A 16,967-nucleotide genomic window follows, 5' to 3' on the forward strand; every position below is an offset into this window, starting at 1 on the left:
GCGGAGAGGGAGCGGGAGGGCGGGTGAGCCCGCCCCGGGCCCGGTCGGACATCGGCTCAGCCCTCCCGCTGCTCGCTGAGGAGCGCTCCGACGGTGGCGTTCGAGCGGTACGGGATGAACTCGTGCCGTAGTTCGGACCTGGCGGCGTCCACGCTGCTGGACTGGAGACCCGCTCCGGTCGCCAGGAATTCCCGCCAACTGCCGCATGCCTCCTCGACATGCCCCGTCCGCAGCGACAGCTTGGTACGGACCGCGTGGGTCAGAGCATGGCCGCGGCGGTCGTCGGGATGCCGGTGCCGGGAGGAGGCGGACAGCGCCTCGATCGCGCCCTTGACATCGCCGAGTCCGCGCAGCGTCTGGGCGCGCTGGAACTCCAGGGCCGCCCTGGGATACACCTGGAACGGGTCCCCCGTCGCGCGGCTTTCGCCCGCCGCCCGGTCGGCGTCCTTCAGGACCTCCAGGGCGTCGCGGCCCCTTCCGACGGCCGCACGCGCGACCGCGAGCTGTGCCGCGACGAACGCTCTGGTCGCCGGTGGGCACCGCGCGGGCAGCGCGGCATAAGCGTTCTCGCCGTACCGCACGGCCTTCTGCCGGTGGTTGAGGGCCAGTGCCTGGCTGCTCATCGCGCGCAGGATCACCGCCCAGGTGCAGACATCGTCGGCTTCGTCGGCGAGCCGGAGCGCCGCGACGTAGAAGAGCTGTGCCGCTCCGTGGAATCCGCTGTCGCTGTGGATACGCGCTCGCACGAACACCAAGTGGGCCGCCTCGGTGAGCAGTTCCCTTCGGACCTTCTCCTTGGCGGGCCTGTTCAGCCAGGGCACGAGATCATCGGCGAGGAAGGCCGCGAGGGCGGCGTCGGCATGGCCGCCGCCGTGCAGGTCCAGCCCGGTCGCGAACACCCGCACGGCGGTCCTGAGCGAGGCGACTTCCGCGCGCCCCGCCGGCGGCCCGGCGGTACGCACGCCGGATCCCGTCCGGCGCGCCGCGGACTCCCGCCATCGAGGCTTGCCATGGTCGGCCGCCAGATAGGGAGACTGCTGAAGGGGCAGGCGGTACACGGGGTCGGCGTCCGTGCTCGTCAGTTCGGCGAGACGGGCGACTGCCCCGGCCCGGCCGCGGGGGCCGATGAGCCCGGCCCGCCGCGCGCTGCCGTCGGGGAAGCCCGCCACCGCCGCGGTGATGCTCCGGCCGAGCTTGCGGGAGAGCACTTCGGCCACCAGGTCGGGCACCGGATGACGTGGCCGTGCCCCCGCCAGCCAATGGGCGACCGAGGTCCGGTCGTACGACAGTGCCCGGCCGATTTCCGCGCCCGCGCTGTTGACAGCGCGCGCGAATGCCGCCGAGGTCCATGCGGCCTCGGCCAGCAGAGCTCGCAGCCTGTCATTGGGGACGCGTTCACTCGCCAACGCCATCCTCCACGGACCCGTTGGGTTCAGGCATCGGCCACGGTCCCGGACCGGACCCGATTCCACTGATACGGACAGATGTTCCCCTGCCCCTGGCGGGCAAACGAGGGCGCTCCCCTCGCCTTCCGGCGCACTCCCGGTCTGCGCCCTCCCGAAGGATCTGGTGCCGGTGGGCGAGGGCGCGATCCACGAGTGCCCACGTCCAGGAGAGTGGCCCGCCGGTGGGCCTGCGCCGGGTTCCGCCGACGTGGGCAGGCATCCGGTACATGAACGATCCCTTCATGTACGGACTGGCTTTCGGGCGCTCCGGCGATCCACGCGCCACCTCGTCCAGCGAACCCCCCAGGGCATGTCCCGAAGTCCAGTTCGCCAGTGCACCCGCAGCGGCAGGGACCGCGTGCGCCTTGACGCGCGATGAGCGCCCCGCCCCGCCGGACGACGAGAGCCGACTCCCGGCGCCCGCCTGAGCCCGCGCCCGCCGACACTCGTACCACCTCGGGAGGACCGGGCCCCTCCCCGCGAGTCCACCCCGAGTTCAGCGCGTCGCGGTGGAGGCGGCCTCCAGCCCGCAGAAGGCAGGGCCTCCGTGCCGACATCGCCACTACTCGGTGGTACCGTGTAGTGGTACTCGGTGCTACGCAGTACCGCTAGGACCCGGGGAGGACTCGCGATGGACGACCTGACGGAGATGCTGAAAGGCACGCTCGAAGGGTGCGTGCTCGAAATCATCGGCGGCGAGGAGACCTACGGGTACGCCATCACCCGTCAGCTGAACGAGCTCGGCTTCGCGGACGTCGTCGAGGGGACGGTGTACACCATCCTGCTGCGACTGGAGCGGAACAAACTCGTCCAGGTGACGAAACGGCCGTCCGGGGTGGGTCCGCCGCGCAAGTTCTACGCGCTCAACGACGCCGGACGCGAGGAGCTCGCGAAGTTCTGGGCGAAATGGCAGTACGTCTCATCACGCATCGACAAGCTCAAGGAGGGCGGGAGATGAACTTCTGGGAGACCGTCACAGGCAGTGATCTCACCAGGGACTGGCAGGCGTTCGAGGCCCGGGCCGAGGCCCTGCCGGACGACTACCGGGCGGCGTGGGAACAGATCAAGGGCCACCTCCATCCCCATGGGGACTTCACCGGCCGCAACCTGATGCCGATCCTCGACGCCGCCCTGGGGCTGCTCGAAGAGACGGCGGCGGACGGGCAGAGCGTCCATGAGGTCCTCGGCGACGACATCCGGGGCTTCTGCGCGGCGCTCGCCGGTGGAGAGGGTGCTCGAACCTATCGCGACCGGTGGCGCGAGCAGTTGAACAGGAACGTCGCCAGGAAACTGAGCCGGCTGGGAGGCTGACATGGGCATCCAGGACATCATCGAGGGCAAGAAGCAGTGGCGGGCACACACGGCGCGGGTCAAGGCGCTCCCGCCGGACTACCGGATCGTCTACAAGGAGATGCAGAAGTACCTGTTCAAGGTCGGACCGGTCGACCTGCCCGACGGGCCCCTGCTCCCCGGGATCGTCGACTTCTTCGAGGAAGGCGCCGCCGAGGGCAAGGGCGTCCTGCAACTCATCGGCAACGACGTCGCCGCGTTCTGCGACGACCTGGTCAAGGACTCACGCACCTACGCGGACATCCACCAGGAGTCCATCAGCAGGGACCCCGCCGGTACGGCCGAGAAGTAGCACCCGTCCCCGCACGCAGTGGACGCAGCGGCCCGCACGCGCGGGTTCGTTCACCTCTGCGCGGCCGCCTCGGCGCGGCGTGACCAGGCACGAGCCGACCGGCCGCCGGAAGTCGCCACGGACCCTGTCCGCCGGGGTTGTCGACCAGGGCGGCGACACCCGGCTCAGCCCTGCCCAACCCCCTGGCGAGCAGATGTCCGGCGCCGGGCCGCCCGACCCCGTCGCCCACCACAACACGACTGACGTGCGGTACGGCAGTCACTCGATCCGGGTTCCGCACGTCTCCACTCCCCCTGTGTCTCCAGCCTCCGGAAGGAAGCCCTCATGCCTCCATCTGTCATGCCCACACCCAGAAAGGGTGACGGCCGTCCGTCGCCGGCCGCCGTCCGAGCCGTCGGGCTGCGCAAGTCGTACGGTGAGAAGGCCGTCCTCGACGGTATCGATCTGCGCATCCCGGCCGGGTCCGTGTTCGCGCTGCTCGGCCCGAACGGCGCCGGGAAGACGACCACCGTCAAGATCCTGTCCACGCTCATCACCGCCGACGCCGGTGATGTGCGCGTGGGCGGTCACGACGTGGCCGCCGACCCCCAGTCGGTCCGTGCCGCGATCGGTGTCACCGGACAGTTCTCCGCCGTGGACGGCCTGATCACCGGCGAGGAGAACATGCTCCTCATGGCGGACCTGCACCACCTGTCCAAGAACGAGGGACGGCGGGTGGCCGCCGAACTCCTGGAGCGCTTCGACCTGGTAGAGGCCGCGAAGAGGCCCGCCTCGGCCTACTCCGGCGGGATGAAGCGCCGGCTCGACCTCGCCATGACGCTGGTCGGCAGCCCGCGGATCATCTTCCTCGACGAGCCGACCACCGGCCTCGACCCCCGCTCCCGTCACAACATGTGGGGCAGCATCCGCGGCCTCGTCGCCGACGGCGTCACCGTCCTGCTCACCACCCAGTACCTGGACGAGGCGGACGAACTCGCCGACCGCATCGCCGTGCTGAACGACGGAAGGATCGCCGCCGAGGGCACCGCCGAAGAGCTCAAGCGGCTCATACCCGGCGGGCACATCCGCCTCCGCTTCAACGACCCGGCCGCGTACCGTTCCGCCGCCGACGCCCTGCGCGAGGTCATCCTCCCCCGAGCTCTCGGCTCCGCCCGGCCAGGGGGCGTCCCCGACGACGAGGCACTGTCGCTGTCCATCGCCAGCGACGGCAGCCAGCGCGAACTGCGCTCCGTTCTCGACCGCCTCGACTCCGCAGGCATCGAGGCGGACGAGCTCACCGTCCATACCCCCGACCTCGACGACGTGTTCTTCGCCCTGACCGGCCCGGCCGGCGTCCCCGACCAGCCGACGGAGAAGACCCGATGAGCTCCCTGTCCCTCGCCGTCCGCGACTCGCACACGATGCTGCGCCGCAACCTCCTGCACGCATGGCGCTACCCGTCCGGAACCCTGAACCTGCTGCTCACGCCGATCATGATGCTGCTGCTCTTCGTCTACATCTTCGGCGACGTGATGAGCGCCGGCATCGGCGGCGGCGGCGCGAACCGCTCCGACTACATCGCCTACATCGTTCCCGGCCTGCTGCTGATGACCGTCGGCAGCACCGTGATCGGGGCCGCGGTGTCCGTCTGCGTGGACATGACCCAGGGCCTCACCGCCCGATTCCGCACGATGGCGATCCACCGGAGCTCCCTGCTCGTCGGGCATGTCGTCGGCGGCGTGTCGCAGTGCATGATGAGCGTGGTCCTCGTCGGCGCCGTCGGGGTGGCCATGGGCTTCCGGTCCACGAACGCCACGGCACTGGAATGGATCGCGGCGTTCGGGCTGATCACGCTGTTCGCCCTGGCGCTCACCTGGATCGCGGTCGGGATAGGCGCGGCCAGTCCGAACCCGGAGGCAGCGGGGAACATGGCGATGCCGCTGATCCTCCTGCCGCTCGTCTCCAGCGCGTTCATCCCGGCCGGTACGATGCCGGGCTGGTTCCGGCCGATCGCCGAGTACCAGCCCTTCACCCCCGCCATCGAGACCCTCCGCGGCCTCCTTCTCGGCACCGGGATCGGCGACAACGGCTGGATCGCGATCGCCTGGTGCGTCGGCCTGATCGCGCTCGGCCACCGCTGGTCGACGGCGCAGTTCAACCGCGACCCGAAGTAGCCGGCCCACGCCGGTAGCGCCCTCTCCTCCCACCTCGACCTCGCCCGAGCGGCGTCAGCTCCGCCCCGCAACCCCGTCGATCAGCCTTGCTCGCAGTGATCGGGGCTGTGGACGGCAGGTGCCCGGGCCTTGCGCAGCTGGGTGACCGGCACCGCCGGGGCGAGTGCGAGTGCGATCACTCCCACGAGCAGCAGGGCCGGCCACACGCCCGATCGGTCGATGATGATTCCGGCCCCTGCGGCTGCCAGCGAGGCACCGAGGTTCAGCGACGTGTTGATCCATGTCGAGGCTTCCGTCCGGCTGGTCTCCGGAACGATGGTGTCGGCGATGAGGTACCCCGTGATCAGGCAGGGGGCGAGGAAGAATCCGACGAGGGCGAGGCCCGCGCCGAAGAGGACCAGGGCGTCCAGCCGGGAGACGAGCACCGAGGCGAGCCCCATGCTGACGCACAGGGCGAACAGCCTCTCGCCGATTCCGCCTTTGAGGTTCAGATGCCCGTACAGCAGACCTCCGAGAGCGCTTCCGCCGGCGAAGGCCGCCAGGAGCCAGCCCGAGGCCGCGACCGCGTCGTGTTGCGCGGCGATGGCCGGCGCTGCGATCTCGGCGGCGCCCAGGACACCGCCGACGCCGAGGATGACGACCAGCACCCTGACGAATCCGGGCCGGCGCAGCGGACGGTCCCCCCGCGCGACACTGCCGCCCGTTCCACGCAGTGCCCCCGACGACGCGCTGGACGTCATCGCGGCGGTGCCGAGGGAGACCGCTGCCGCGGTCACCCAGAGCCCGGTGCTGGGAGAGCTGACCACGATGACCGCGGTGATGACGACGGGACCACCGACGAAGAGGAGGTCCTCGGCCACCGCGTCGATGCTGAACGCCTTGGTCCGCTGATCTCCGGGTGTCGTGAGCGACGCCCAGATCGTCCGCATCGCCGCCCCCAGGGGTGGCGACGTCAGTCCGATCACCGCACTGAGAACGGAGAACCAGACATCGGCGACCCCCTCGGCCCGCGCGAGGAACGCGAGAGCGGTGAAGCCCGAAGCCTGGCCCGTCGCCATCGTGTTGAGCGCGATGCGCTGACCGGCCCGGTCGACGGCCCGGGCCCGCCAGGGAGCGGCGACGACGTTGGCGATGCCGAACGCCGCGGTCGCGAAACCGGCCTGTGTGTACGAACCCGTGCTTTCCTGGACGGCGAGGAGGAGAGCGAGGCCGCCCATCGCGAGAGCGGACCGGCCGATCAGGGCGGGGAGAAAGGCGCGAAGCGCACCAGGAAGCAGAAGCACTGCGAACACGGAGAAGCTCCAATGATGTGCGGCCGCCGCCGTGGGCGCGACCGCCAGGAATCCGACGGCTTGCAGAGTCCGGAGGGCAGGGGGAGCAACACCCTCGACGGATCAGAACCTGGACGGGAGAGATCCAGGACCGTCAGATGAACATCACGATGAGCACCCGGAAACGTTAGCAGGCAGCGGTCTTCTCGCCCGCGGGAGAAGCCATGCCCGTGACCTCACCGGCCGTCACATCGAGCGAGGACCCGCTCGCCCTAAGGGGCGGGGCACCAGGGGGTGTTCTCCGGGTGCGGGTGGGTCTCAGGCAGTGCGCGGGCTGGGCGCGGGCGTGGAAACGGGTGGAGCCGGTGATGGAGACGCCGGATTCGTCGCCCGGGCTCGGAGCGAGAGGTGCGGAGGTGCGGAGGTGCGGACGGTGACCGGGGTGTCCAAGGGCTGCCCTTGTGCGGCACCGGTCGCAGCCGTGCGGCGACGGTCCCCGGAGGACATCGAGGCGTTCGGACGGACGGACGGTCCGCGTTCACCGGGAGGGTCGGCTCACCGCGCCGCGCGGCCCGGGGGGCGCAGCAGAACGGGCAGGGCGAGGACGTCGTTACCGATGAACGACGGCTGCGGGTCCGGAGCGTTCCCCTCGTCCGCGAGCGCGATGTCCGGGAACCGGTCGAAGAGGGCGGGCAGCGCGATGGCGGCCTCCAGCCGGGCGAGCGGGGCACCGAGGCAGTAGTGGATGCCGTGCCCGAAGGCCATATGGTCCCTGTCCGCACGGTCGATCCCGAAGCCGTGCGCGGCGTGGTGGAACGACGGGTCCCGGCCGTGCGCCCCGAACCCGATGAGAATGGCTGCCCCGGCCGCTATGGTGACGCCCTCGCCGAGATCGATGTCACGAAGCGCGAACCGCAGCGGAAGATGGACGACCGGCGGATGGAGCCGCAGGGTCTCCTCGATGGCATCGGCCCAGCGGGCGGGCTCGGCCAGGATCGCGCTCAGCTGCCGGCGGTGGGTGAGAAGCGCCCGGACCGCGTTCCCGATCAGCGCGATCGTGGTCTGGCTCCCGGCGCCGATCATCAGAAGCAGGGTGGAGATCAGCTCCGTCTCGGTGAGCCGGTCACCCTCATGGGCGGCGAGCAGCAGACTGGTCATGTCATCGCCGGGCTCCCGCCGCTTCGCCTCCACGAGACGGCTCATGACGGTGATCAGCCCGCTCGCGACGCGCTCCGACTCCTCCTGGGGGACATCGGTGGCCAGGATCGCGTCGGCGACAGCGAGCACGGCGGGGCGCTGGTCCTCGGGAACGCCGAAGAGATCGCAGATCACACGGGTCGGCACACTGTGCGCGAAGTGCGCCCGCAGATCCACTGCCGCGCCGTCCTCCAGAGCCTCCAGACCGTCCAGGAGGTCGGTGACGACGGACTCGATCGAGGGCCGCAGGGACGCCATGCGCCGCGGTGTGAAAGCGGGGCCGATCAACCTCCGTAGCCGGGTGTGCTCGGCCCCCTCGGAGGTGGCCATGGAGCGGACGTCGATCCAGGGGGAGAGCCAGGGGACGGCGCCCGGCTGGTAGCCGGTCCAGGCGCCACGGGCGTTCCTGGTGACATCGGGATGGGTGACCAGCCGCCTGACGACATCGCCGCGCGTGACGGACCAGGCGATGACGTTCTGGGGCAGCCGGACCCGCACGGCGGGCCCGGTGGCGCGGAGTTCCTCGATCTGCTCGTACAGCCGGTCACCTCCGTCGCTGTCGAGGACCGGGACGGCAGCCTCGTGGCTGGTGGTCATAGGACACCTCCGGTCACGCGGGGGCGCCCGTCGACGGGAGCGGCCACGCTGGCGCGGTCTCCCGGGCGCCGGGTCGCGCCGGTGCGTGGATGGATACTTCGCGGCAACGACGGGGAATCGGTACCGGGGATTGTGCTGCGCCCGCACAGGATCGCAAAGAGGGAAATCGGCCTCTTGTCTGGTTTCTGAGCCGATTTCAGGATTGCTCGACCGTCTGCACGTCCACCGTTGGGCACGGTTCACGGAGACGACGTGCGGGAGCCGTCTCCGGGCAACGCGGCGAGCCCCTCAGCCCGGCCGTCCGGCCCGCCCCCGGAAGACGCCGCTGGACCGCGTGGTCCCCAAACGGTCCCCAAGACATGCGGAAAGGCGGTACCGGATTTCTCCGATACCGCCTGCGACCTGCGTAGATGCAAGTCGGGACGACAGGATTTGAACCTGCGACCCCTTGACCCCCAGTCAAGTGCGCTACCAAGCTGCGCCACGTCCCGCTGCTCGTCTGACCTGGGGTTTCCCCTGGCTGAACGCGCAGGGAAACAATACCGCACTCCGGAGCGTGGTCGCGCACTCCTTTTCCGCTTGACCCCAAGCGCTCTTGAGGTTGCATGGTGTCGGTATGACGACTGCGACGGGCGCCGAGGGGCGCGACACGGCCGGGGCCGGTTACGGATTCGGGGACCTCGACCGGCTCATGGGGCTGCTGACCGGGGACGAGAAGCACGGTCCGGCCGCCACCTCCACACTGGACGCCCTGTGGGTGCTGTACGACCGGGTGCTACGGGTCTCCCCCGCGACCGCCGACGCACCGGAGCGGGACCGCTTCCTGCTGTCCAAGGGGCACGGGCCCATGGCGTACTACGCGGTACTGGCGGCGAAGGGGTTCGTGCCCGTGGAGTGGCTGCCCGGGTTCGGCGCGTACGACTCGCCGCTCGGCCATCATCCGGACCGGATGCTGGTGCCCGGGGCCGAGATCGGCAGCGGATCACTGGGGCACGGCCTGCCGCTCGCGGTGGGCACCGCGCTCGGGCTGCGGGCACGGGGGCTGACGGACCCCGCGGTCTGGGTACTGGTCGGGGACGCGGAGCTGGACGAGGGCAGCAACCACGAGGCGATCGCCTTCGCGGGCCCCGCCGGGCTCGACCGGCTGCACACCGTGGTGATCGACAACGCGTCCGCCAGGTACGGCCGTCCCGGCGGGATCGCCGCCCGTTTCGAGGCCGGAGGGTGGTCGGCGGTGACCGTCGACGGCCGTGATCACGAGGCCCTGTACGCCGCTTTCACCGCCCCGCACCCCGGGCGCCCGCACGCGGTGATCGCCCGCGTCGACCCCCGCAGCTGAGCACGGAAAGGATCATTCTGATGGACACGATGCGTGACCGCTTCGCCCCGGTCGTCTCCGCACTGCTGGACGAGGACCCCAGGGTCGCGGTCGTCCTCGCCGCGATCGGGGTGGACGGCTTCGTGGAGGCCGCCCGCCGCCACCCGGACCGGGTGATCGATGTCGGGATTCGCGAACAGCTCCTCATCGGCACGGGCGCGGGACTGGCGCTGGCCGGGCTGCGGCCCGTCGTCCACACCTTCGCGAGCTTCCTGGTGGAGCGGCCGTTCGAGCAGGTCAAGCTGGACTTCGGGCACCAGGGTGTGGGGGGCGTGCTGGTCAGCGCGGCGGGCTCCTTCGACTGGCCGTCCGGGGGGTTCACCCATATGTCACCCGGGGATGTCGCGCTGATGGACACCCTCGACGGCTGGACCGTGCACGTCCCCGGCCACCCCGACGAAGCCGAGACCCTGCTCAGGCACGCCGTCGCCGCGGGCGACGACAAGGTCTATGTACGGCTGTCGGTCCAGTCCAACGCGGCGGCGTTCCCCGTGGACGGACGGGGGTTCCACCTCGTGCGGGAGGGCGGCCGGGGTGTGGTGCTCGCCGTCGGCACCATGCTGGACCACGTCCTGGCGGCCACGGAGGGCCTGGACGTCACGGTGCTGTACGCCACGACCGTGCGCCCCTTCGACGCGCGGACCCTGCACCGGGCCGCGCTGGCCGCCACCGGTGGGACGGGGACCCCGGACGTCGTGGTCGTGGAGCCGTATCTGGCGGGAACCTCGACCGCCGCCGTGGCGGAGGCCCTGGTGGAGGTGCCGCACCGGGTGCTCGGGCTGGGCGTGGGCCGCCGTGAGCTGCGCCGCTACGGCACGATCGAGGAGCATGTGGCCGCGCACGGGCTGGACGCCCGCTCCCTGCGCGAGCGGATCTCCGGATTCCTCGGCACCGGCGGTTCCGGGAACGGTCCTGGCGGAGGTTCCGGTGGAGACACCGGTGAGGAGTCCGTACGAGACTGAGATCCGGCCGCCGGGCACAGGTCGTACGGCTTCGTACGGGTTCGTATGACGCGGGGGCGCCTCCTGGACCGGCTCCGACCGGTCGCGGTGCCGGGCCCTACCGGTCGCGTTCGGGGCTTACCGGTCGCGGTCCGGGGGGCAGCCGTCCGCCGGGCTCTTGTCCCACTTGCTGTCGCCCCCGGACGCCCCGCACGCGGCGGCCGACCGGTCCGTCGCCGTGCCGGGTGTGCCGGTGGCCGCCGCGGCGGGGTCGACCGGGCCCAGCGGGGCGACCGGGCCGCCCGAGGTGACCGGACCCGGTGCCGGATCGGCGCGTATCAGCCCGCGGATCGCGGGTACCGACAGCAGCGCGACGGGGACGAGCAGGGCCATGCCTCCGCCGAAGAGCAGCACCGCGTCCGCTCCTCCGCCCTGGGCGGAGGCAGCGGGACCGGCGAGGGCCTGCCCGACGGGCACCATGGCGAGGGAACCGGCGACGTCGTACGCGTGGATGCGGTTCAGCACATCGGGCTGGACCTGGGTCTGCACGCTGGTCGCCCACATCACGCCCCAGAACGACAGCCCCGTGCCCGCGACGACGGCTCCGGCGCACATGGCGCCGACCCCGAGGTTCGCGCCGACCGTCGCCGGGTGGGCGGCGAAGGCGAACAGCGCGATGCTTCCGGCCCGGAGCATGTGCCGGGGCCGCAGCCGCAGGGCGAGCAGCCCGCCGATCACCGTTCCGGCGCCGAGGGCGGAGCTCACCAGGCCGTACGCGCGGGGGCCGTGGTCCTGGATCACCTCGGTGGCCACCAGGGGCACGGCCGGTCCCGCCACGGTGATCATGTAGACGCACCAGATGGCGATGACGCCCCACAGCCAGGTGCGGGCCCGGAACTCCCGCCAGCCCTCGACCAGATCGCTGCGGAAGCCCGAGGTACGGGCACGGTCGGCGGGATCGGGGCCCGGTATCCGCAGGAGGAGCAGGCATGCCGCGCTGAGCGCGTAGGTCCCGGCGTGCGCGACGAAGACACCGCCCGCCGAGGAGAACGCGACGAGCAGTCCCGCGAGGGCGGGGCCCGCGAGATGGGCCACGGACTCGGCGACCCGGATCGCGCCGTTCGCCGCCTGGACGTCGGAGGCCAGCCGGGGCACCGTACTGGCGACGCCGGGCTGGAAGATCGCGGACGCGGCGCCGTTCACCGCGCCGATCACACATATCTGCCAGAGCACGACATGCCCGGCGAAGAAGAGGCCGGCGGCCAGTGCCTGGGAGACGAGACGGACGACATCGGAGCCGATCATCAGCAGCCGGGTGCTGAAACGGTCCGCGAACACCCCGCCGAAGATGACCAGCGCGGCGAAGCAGCCGACGGACGACCCCATCGCGAGCCCGACCGCGCCCGTGCCGTACCCGTGCTGGAGGAGGCCGGCCGCGAGGGCGACCGGAAGCATGGTGTCGCCGAGTTTGGCGACGGCACGGGCGGTGAAGAACAGACCGAAGTTCAAGGACCAGATGCTGGGGCCGCCGTGGCGCCCCTTGCCGGACAGCGGACCGCCCCGGCGTCCCGGGCCACCGCCCGCGCCGCGTCCGCCGAGCAGTCGTGGCCGACCGGACCGGCCACCGCCGGCAAGCCGCCCTGGGGAGCCGCCGGTTCGGCCCCGCCGGGCCGTCCCGTCGCCGTCCGCCCGTGACACCCATGACGCCCGAGGCACCCGACCGCCCATGGGCCTTACCGCAGATACTCCGGACATCGCTGCCCGCACCCCTCCCCCCGGACCTGCCCGATGGGCACGGCCCGGCTCCCCCGATCCGTCGGTCCCCTGACAACACGCGGAGCCCCCGACCCCCTCACACGATCATCGCAGCCGGACCCGCCCCGCCGAAAGCGATTTCCCTCACTGCGAGGCGAGGCCCAGACCGGGGTGGGCCTCCAGCAGGCGGTGCGGAGCGGCCTGCCGCCAGGAGTCGGCGAGGATGTCCGTCAGTTCACCGTCGTCCTCCAGGGCGGACAGCCGCACCCGGACCCAGGCGGAGAACGCCTCATGGTCCGCGACCCAGAACTTCCCGGGCTCGGCCAGCACCAGTTCGTCCCGCTCGGCCTTGGGGCAGCGCACGGCCATGGAGGTCTCCTTCTCCGGGAGGGTGGCGAACATCTTGCCCGCGACCCGGAACGTGGGCATGCTCCAGGCGGTCTTCTCCGTGGTGTCCGGGAAGGAGAGGGCGATACGGCGTACATCATCAGCGTCCGGCATGCGAAGAACCGTAACCAACAGCACTGACAATCGCTCTCCGGGCGTCGGCCGACCGCCGGGCGCGGTGCGGGGCGGCGCGGTGCGGGGCGGCGCGGTGCGGGGCGGGGACGCTACGCGTACGGAGCGCCCGTCCGTGCGCCGGACGCTCCCCGCGGTGCACCGGGGTCCGTACCACCCACGGCCGCCCCCGCCCCCGCTGATGCCGCGATCGCTTCCGCTCCCCCGCCCACGCCCGCCGCGCCGGTCCGCTTGTAGTACAGCGTCGTCGGGTGCAGCTTCCCGTACGGGTCGGCCGCGTAGTCGGGGATGGTGCCGGCGCGCTCCCAACCCGCCGCGCGGTACAGGCGCTCGGCCGGGCTGCCGGTCTCCGTGTCGAGGTGGAGCAGCCGGGCCCCGCGCCGAGCGGCGCCCTGCTCCGCGGCGGTGAGCAGCGTACGGCCGAGGCCCTGGCCCCGGGCGCGGCGATGGACCATCAGTTTCACGATCTCCGCACGGTGTCGGCCGTTGGGTTTGTCACCGAACCGGACACCGATCGTGCCGGTCACCCCTTCGGCGTCCCGGGCCATCCAGACGGCGAGCAGTCCGGAATCGACGGCGGACGCCTGGTCGCGCCAGAACTCGGCGGCGCCCGTACGGTCCAGCGACTCCAGGAAGCCGAGTGAGGCGCCCGCGTGGACGGTGTCCAGCAGGAGGTCCGCGAGCGGACCGGCGGCGGCGAGGAGTTCGCCGCCGGTGCGCAGCCGGCTCACGTCCGCGGTCACGGCGGTACGACCACCCGTCATGGCAGCACCACCACCAGCGTGTAGCGCGCGGCGCCAGGTCCGGGGCAGGTGAAGCGGGTCGCTCCCCGTACCCGGAACCGCAGGCAGTCGCCCGGGCCCAGCCGGTGGGCCGTTCCCTGCACGGTGATCTCCAGCGTTCCCTCCCGCACCCAGACATGCTGTTCGAGCCCCGGCACGGGCGGCCGGTCGTACCGCAGGTCGGCGCCGGGGTCGAGGCGCCCTTCGACCAGTTCGGCACGGAAACCCGGCTGGGGCGGTGAGACGGAACGCCGTACGAAGCCGGAGTCCGGGTCGGTCCACACGGCCTGGTCGTCGGCGCGGACGAGTTGCGGGGCCAGCGCCTCGACCTCGCCGAGGAGCTGGGACATCGTGCGGCCGTGGACGGCGCAGAGCCGGTTCAGCAGGGCGGCGGTGGGGCTGATCTCGGCGCGTTCGGCCCGCGAGAGGGTGGAGCGGCTGATCCCGGTGCGCTCGGCGAGCTCTCCGAGCGACCAGCCGCGCTCGGCGCGGAGCTCGGCCAGCCGGATCGCGAGCCGCGCGTCCACGTCGTCGGCGCCGTCCGGGATGCCGGGGGTGCTCTCCGTGTCGGGGACGCCGGGAGCGGTGTGGGGGTCGCCAGACCCGGACGCTTGTTTCATATTCGGGATCGTATCCCGAATGCGGGACGCCGGAAAGCGGATTTCGCCTCACCCGGCCATGGGCCGGCCCATCGCCTGCCACGTGAGCCGATCCGGCCCGCACGTCCGGGCTCGCACGTCCAGCCCGTGTGTCCAGCCCGTGTGTCCAGGCCGCACGTCCAGCCCGCAGGCTGCCGCGCCCGGCACCGGCCCGCCGATCCCGATCACGCCCCCGCCCCGCTCCGTCACCGCTACGGCCGCGCAGCCGCGCCTACCCGGCTGTCTCGTCCACCGGTGCCGCGCTGCCCAGGGCCGCCAGGACCGGACGGATCAGCGGATGCTCCTCCGCGCCGCAGCGCACCGCGGCGAACACCCGGCGGGTGGGCGCCGCCCCGTCGACCGGGCGTACGGCGACCTCACCGAGGTCCGTCCCGCGCAGCGCCGAGCGGGGCACGAGGGCGACCCCGGCGCCCGCCGACGCGAGGGCCACCACCGCGCGGAAGTCGTCGGACTGGTGCTCAAGGCGGGGCTGGAACCCCGCGTGCTCGCAGGCCAGGACCACCACGTCATGGCAGGGGTTGCCCGGATAAGGGCCGATCCACGGGTCCTTGGCCAGCTCCGCGAGCGGAATCCGCCCTGCGCCGGCGAGCCGGTGGGCCAGGGGCACCACGGCGTCGAAGGGCTCCACGTAGAGGGGCAGCCGGGTCAGCCGGGGGTCGTCCGCGCCCGGGGCGCCCCGGTACTCGACGGCCACCGCGATGTCGACCTGCCGGTCCAGGACCATCGTGAGGCTGGCGTCGCCCTCGGCGTCCTGGACCCGGACCCCGATCCCCGGGGCCAGCACCGCGAGCCGGGTGAGGGCGGGGGCGACCACCAGACCGATCCCCGTGGCGAAGGCGGCGACGGTGACCGTGCCCGCCGCGCCCGAGCCGTACGCGGCGAGTTCGGCCTCGGCGCGTTCTAGCTGGGCGAGCACGGCGTGGGTGTGGCGCAGCAGGATCTCGCCCGCCGGGGTGAGCCGGACACCCCGCGCGCCGCGGTCGACGAGCCGGTGCCCGGTCTCCTGCTCCAGGGCGGTGAGCTGCTGGGACACGGCGGACGGGGTCAGATAGAGCGCGGCCGCGGCGGCGGTGACCGTCCGGTGGTCTGCCACCGCGCGCAGGATGTGCAGCCGCCGCGCCTCGATCATGTCCGTGCCTCGCTCATACGGGTGATTCTCGCAGGAGCGAGGGCCGGCCCGGACGACGGACAGCTCAGCCGGCAGCCGGGGCAGGCGCCGGACGGCTCAGACCGCCGAACGCTCCCGCGCCAGCTCCGCGCGGGCGGCCACGAACGCGTCGACCGCGTGGTCGACGTCCTCGGTGGAGTGCGCCGCGGAGAGCTGGACCCGGATGCGGGCGCGGCCCTGGGGGACAACCGGGTACGAGAAGCCGATCACGTACACGCCCCGGTCGAGCAGCAGTTCCGCGATACGGGCGGCCTCGGCGGCGTCCCCGATCATGACGGGCACGATGGGGTGGTCCCCGGCGAGGATGTCGAAGCCCTCGGCCGTCATCCGCGAGCGGAACAGGGCGGTGTTGTCGGCGAGCCGGGTCCGCAGGTCGTCGGCGGACTCCAGCAGGTCGAGGACCGTGAGGGAGGCGGCGGCGATGACGGGGGCGAGTGTGTTGGAGAAGAGGTACGGGCGGGAGCGCTGGCGCAGCAGGGCGACGATCTCGGCGCGTGCGGCGACATAGCCGCCGGAGGCTCCGCCGAGTGCCTTGCCGAGGGTGCCGGTGATGATGTCGACGCGGTCGGAGACACCGTGCAGGGCGGGGGTGCCGCGGCCACCGGGTCCGGTGAAGCCGACGGCGTGCGAGTCGTCGACCATGACCATGGCGTCGTAGCGGTCGGCGAGGTCGCAGATGGCGTCCAGGGGTGCCACGTAGCCGTCCATGGAGAACACGCCGTCGGTGACGATCAGTCGGCGCCGGGCGTCGGACGCGTCCTTGAGCTGCTGCTCCAGGTCGGCGAGGTCGCGGTTGGCGTAGCGGAAGCGGCGGGCCTTGGAGAGCCGGATGCCGTCGATGATGGAGGCGTGGTTGAGGGCGTCGGAGATGACGGCGTCCTCCGGGCCGAGCAGGGTCTCGAAGACGCCGCCGTTGGCGTCGAAGCAGGAGGAGTACAGGACGGTGTCCTCCTGGCCGAGGAACGCCGACAGCCGGGCCTCCAGTTCCTTGTGGACCTCCTGGGTGCCGCAGATGAAGCGGACCGAGGCCATGCCGTAGCCCCAGCGGTCGAGCGCGCGGTGGGCGGCGGCGACGACATCGGGGTGGTCCGCGAGGCCCAGGTAGTTGTTGGCGCAGAAGTTCAGCACCTCGCGGACGGCGGGGGTGTCCTCGCCCGGCCGGGCGCCCGCGACGACGCCCACCGTCGCGGACTGCGGGGTGCCGATGACGCGTTCGGGCTTGTGCAGTCCGGCGGCGCGGATCTCGTCGAGGGTGGCACGCAGGTCGTCACGCACGGAGTCGAACATGGTCCGGTCCAGTCCTTCGGGTCGGTGAGCTCGGGTCAATGGCTCGGGTACGGGGGAAGCCGCGGGGACGGCTCGGGAGTGAGCGGGTGCGGGGGCGCGGGAGGGGTGCGGGGGCGCGGGAGGGGTGCGGGGGCGCGGGAGGGGTGCGGGGGCGCGGGAGGGGTGCGGGGGCG

Annotated in this window: 17 protein-coding genes and 1 tRNA gene; 8 read left to right on the top strand and 10 right to left on the bottom strand. The window is 72.2% G+C overall.

Going from position 1 to position 16,967, the window contains the following annotated elements:
• Positions 1-56: 56 nt before the first annotated feature.
• The gene (locus OG711_RS06240; protein WP_329558679.1) at positions 57-1,406 is read right to left on the bottom strand and encodes a hypothetical protein; all 1,350 of its coding nucleotides are present in this window, start codon (positions 1,404-1,406) and stop codon (positions 57-59) included.
• A 670-nt stretch (positions 1,407-2,076) separates the two neighbouring features.
• On the opposite strand from OG711_RS06240, the gene OG711_RS06245 reads away from it, so the two are divergent.
• The 5 genes from OG711_RS06245 (at position 2,077) to OG711_RS06265 (ending at position 5,240) form a co-directional block, all read left to right on the top strand.
• Positions 2,077-2,403 (top strand): PadR family transcriptional regulator, encoded by a 327-nt coding sequence (locus OG711_RS06245; RefSeq protein ID WP_266506258.1) that lies wholly within the window; start codon positions 2,077-2,079, stop codon positions 2,401-2,403.
• Positions 2,400-2,756, top strand: a complete 357-nt coding sequence (locus OG711_RS06250; protein WP_329558680.1) for a DUF1048 domain-containing protein — start codon at positions 2,400-2,402, stop codon at positions 2,754-2,756. The genes OG711_RS06245 and OG711_RS06250 overlap by 4 nt, the downstream gene beginning before the upstream one ends.
• Position 2,757: 1 nt before the next feature.
• Positions 2,758-3,087 carry a DUF1048 domain-containing protein gene (locus tag OG711_RS06255; RefSeq protein ID WP_329558681.1) on the top strand — a complete coding sequence of 110 codons (330 nt, stop codon included), beginning with the start codon at positions 2,758-2,760 and terminating at the stop codon, positions 3,085-3,087.
• Between the two features lie 324 nt (positions 3,088-3,411).
• Positions 3,412-4,452 carry an ATP-binding cassette domain-containing protein gene (locus OG711_RS06260; RefSeq protein WP_329558682.1) on the top strand — a complete coding sequence of 347 codons (1,041 nt, stop codon included), beginning with the start codon at positions 3,412-3,414 and terminating at the stop codon, positions 4,450-4,452.
• Positions 4,449-5,240, top strand: coding sequence for an ABC transporter permease (locus tag OG711_RS06265; RefSeq protein WP_329558683.1), 792 nt, complete (start codon positions 4,449-4,451; stop codon positions 5,238-5,240). Before OG711_RS06260 ends, OG711_RS06265 begins: the two co-directional genes overlap by 4 nt.
• Before the next feature lie 80 nt (positions 5,241-5,320).
• Here OG711_RS06265 and OG711_RS06270 read toward each other — a convergent pair whose 3' ends face one another.
• From OG711_RS06270 to OG711_RS06280, 3 genes are all read right to left on the bottom strand, one after another.
• Entirely contained in the window at positions 5,321-6,532 is a 1,212-nt protein-coding gene (locus OG711_RS06270) for an MFS transporter (RefSeq protein WP_329558684.1), read from the bottom strand.
• Between the two features lie 534 nt (positions 6,533-7,066).
• Positions 7,067-8,305, bottom strand: coding sequence for a cytochrome P450 family protein (locus OG711_RS06275; RefSeq protein ID WP_329558685.1), 1,239 nt, complete (start codon positions 8,303-8,305; stop codon positions 7,067-7,069).
• A gap of 417 nt (positions 8,306-8,722) precedes the next feature.
• A tRNA-Pro gene (locus OG711_RS06280) sits at positions 8,723-8,796 on the bottom strand.
• Positions 8,797-8,921: 125 nt separating this feature from the next.
• Here OG711_RS06280 and OG711_RS06285 point away from each other — a divergent pair.
• Together OG711_RS06285 and OG711_RS06290 are read left to right on the top strand one after the other, a co-directional pair.
• A complete protein-coding gene (locus tag OG711_RS06285; RefSeq protein WP_329558686.1) occupies positions 8,922-9,644 on the top strand; it encodes a transketolase in 723 nt (240 codons plus the stop codon).
• Positions 9,645-9,664: 20 nt separating this feature from the next.
• Positions 9,665-10,645, top strand: a complete 981-nt coding sequence (locus OG711_RS06290) for a transketolase family protein (protein WP_329558687.1) — start codon at positions 9,665-9,667, stop codon at positions 10,643-10,645.
• Between the two features lie 117 nt (positions 10,646-10,762).
• On the opposite strand, the gene OG711_RS06295 is transcribed toward OG711_RS06290, so the two are convergent.
• On the bottom strand, positions 10,763-12,079 hold the full coding sequence (locus tag OG711_RS06295) for an MFS transporter (protein ID WP_399502383.1): 1,317 nt from the start codon (positions 12,077-12,079) through the stop codon (positions 10,763-10,765).
• Between the two features lie 75 nt (positions 12,080-12,154).
• Here OG711_RS06295 and OG711_RS06300 point away from each other — a divergent pair, with 75 nt between their 5' ends.
• On the top strand, positions 12,155-12,319 hold the full coding sequence (locus OG711_RS06300) for a hypothetical protein (RefSeq protein WP_329564260.1): 165 nt from the start codon (positions 12,155-12,157) through the stop codon (positions 12,317-12,319).
• A 204-nt stretch (positions 12,320-12,523) separates the two neighbouring features.
• Here OG711_RS06300 and OG711_RS06305 read toward each other — a convergent pair whose 3' ends face one another.
• From OG711_RS06305 to OG711_RS06325, 5 genes are all read right to left on the bottom strand, one after another.
• Positions 12,524-12,880, bottom strand: coding sequence for an MmcQ/YjbR family DNA-binding protein (locus tag OG711_RS06305; protein WP_073782606.1), 357 nt, complete (start codon positions 12,878-12,880; stop codon positions 12,524-12,526).
• 110 nt (positions 12,881-12,990) lie between these two features.
• Entirely contained in the window at positions 12,991-13,662 is a 672-nt protein-coding gene (locus OG711_RS06310; RefSeq protein WP_329558688.1) for a GNAT family N-acetyltransferase, read from the bottom strand.
• Positions 13,659-14,300 (bottom strand): helix-turn-helix domain-containing protein, encoded by a 642-nt coding sequence (locus OG711_RS06315; RefSeq protein WP_329558689.1) that lies wholly within the window; start codon positions 14,298-14,300, stop codon positions 13,659-13,661. Before OG711_RS06315 ends, OG711_RS06310 begins: the two co-directional genes overlap by 4 nt.
• Before the next feature lie 250 nt (positions 14,301-14,550).
• On the bottom strand, positions 14,551-15,468 hold the full coding sequence (locus OG711_RS06320; protein WP_073782602.1) for a LysR family transcriptional regulator: 918 nt from the start codon (positions 15,466-15,468) through the stop codon (positions 14,551-14,553).
• A gap of 96 nt (positions 15,469-15,564) precedes the next feature.
• The gene (locus OG711_RS06325) at positions 15,565-16,794 is read right to left on the bottom strand and encodes a glycine C-acetyltransferase (protein WP_073782600.1); all 1,230 of its coding nucleotides are present in this window, start codon (positions 16,792-16,794) and stop codon (positions 15,565-15,567) included.
• Positions 16,795-16,967 lie beyond the last annotated feature (173 nt).

Source organism: Streptomyces uncialis (genome assembly GCF_036250755.1).
Taxonomy (GTDB): Bacteria; Actinomycetota; Actinomycetes; order Streptomycetales; family Streptomycetaceae; genus Streptomyces; species Streptomyces uncialis.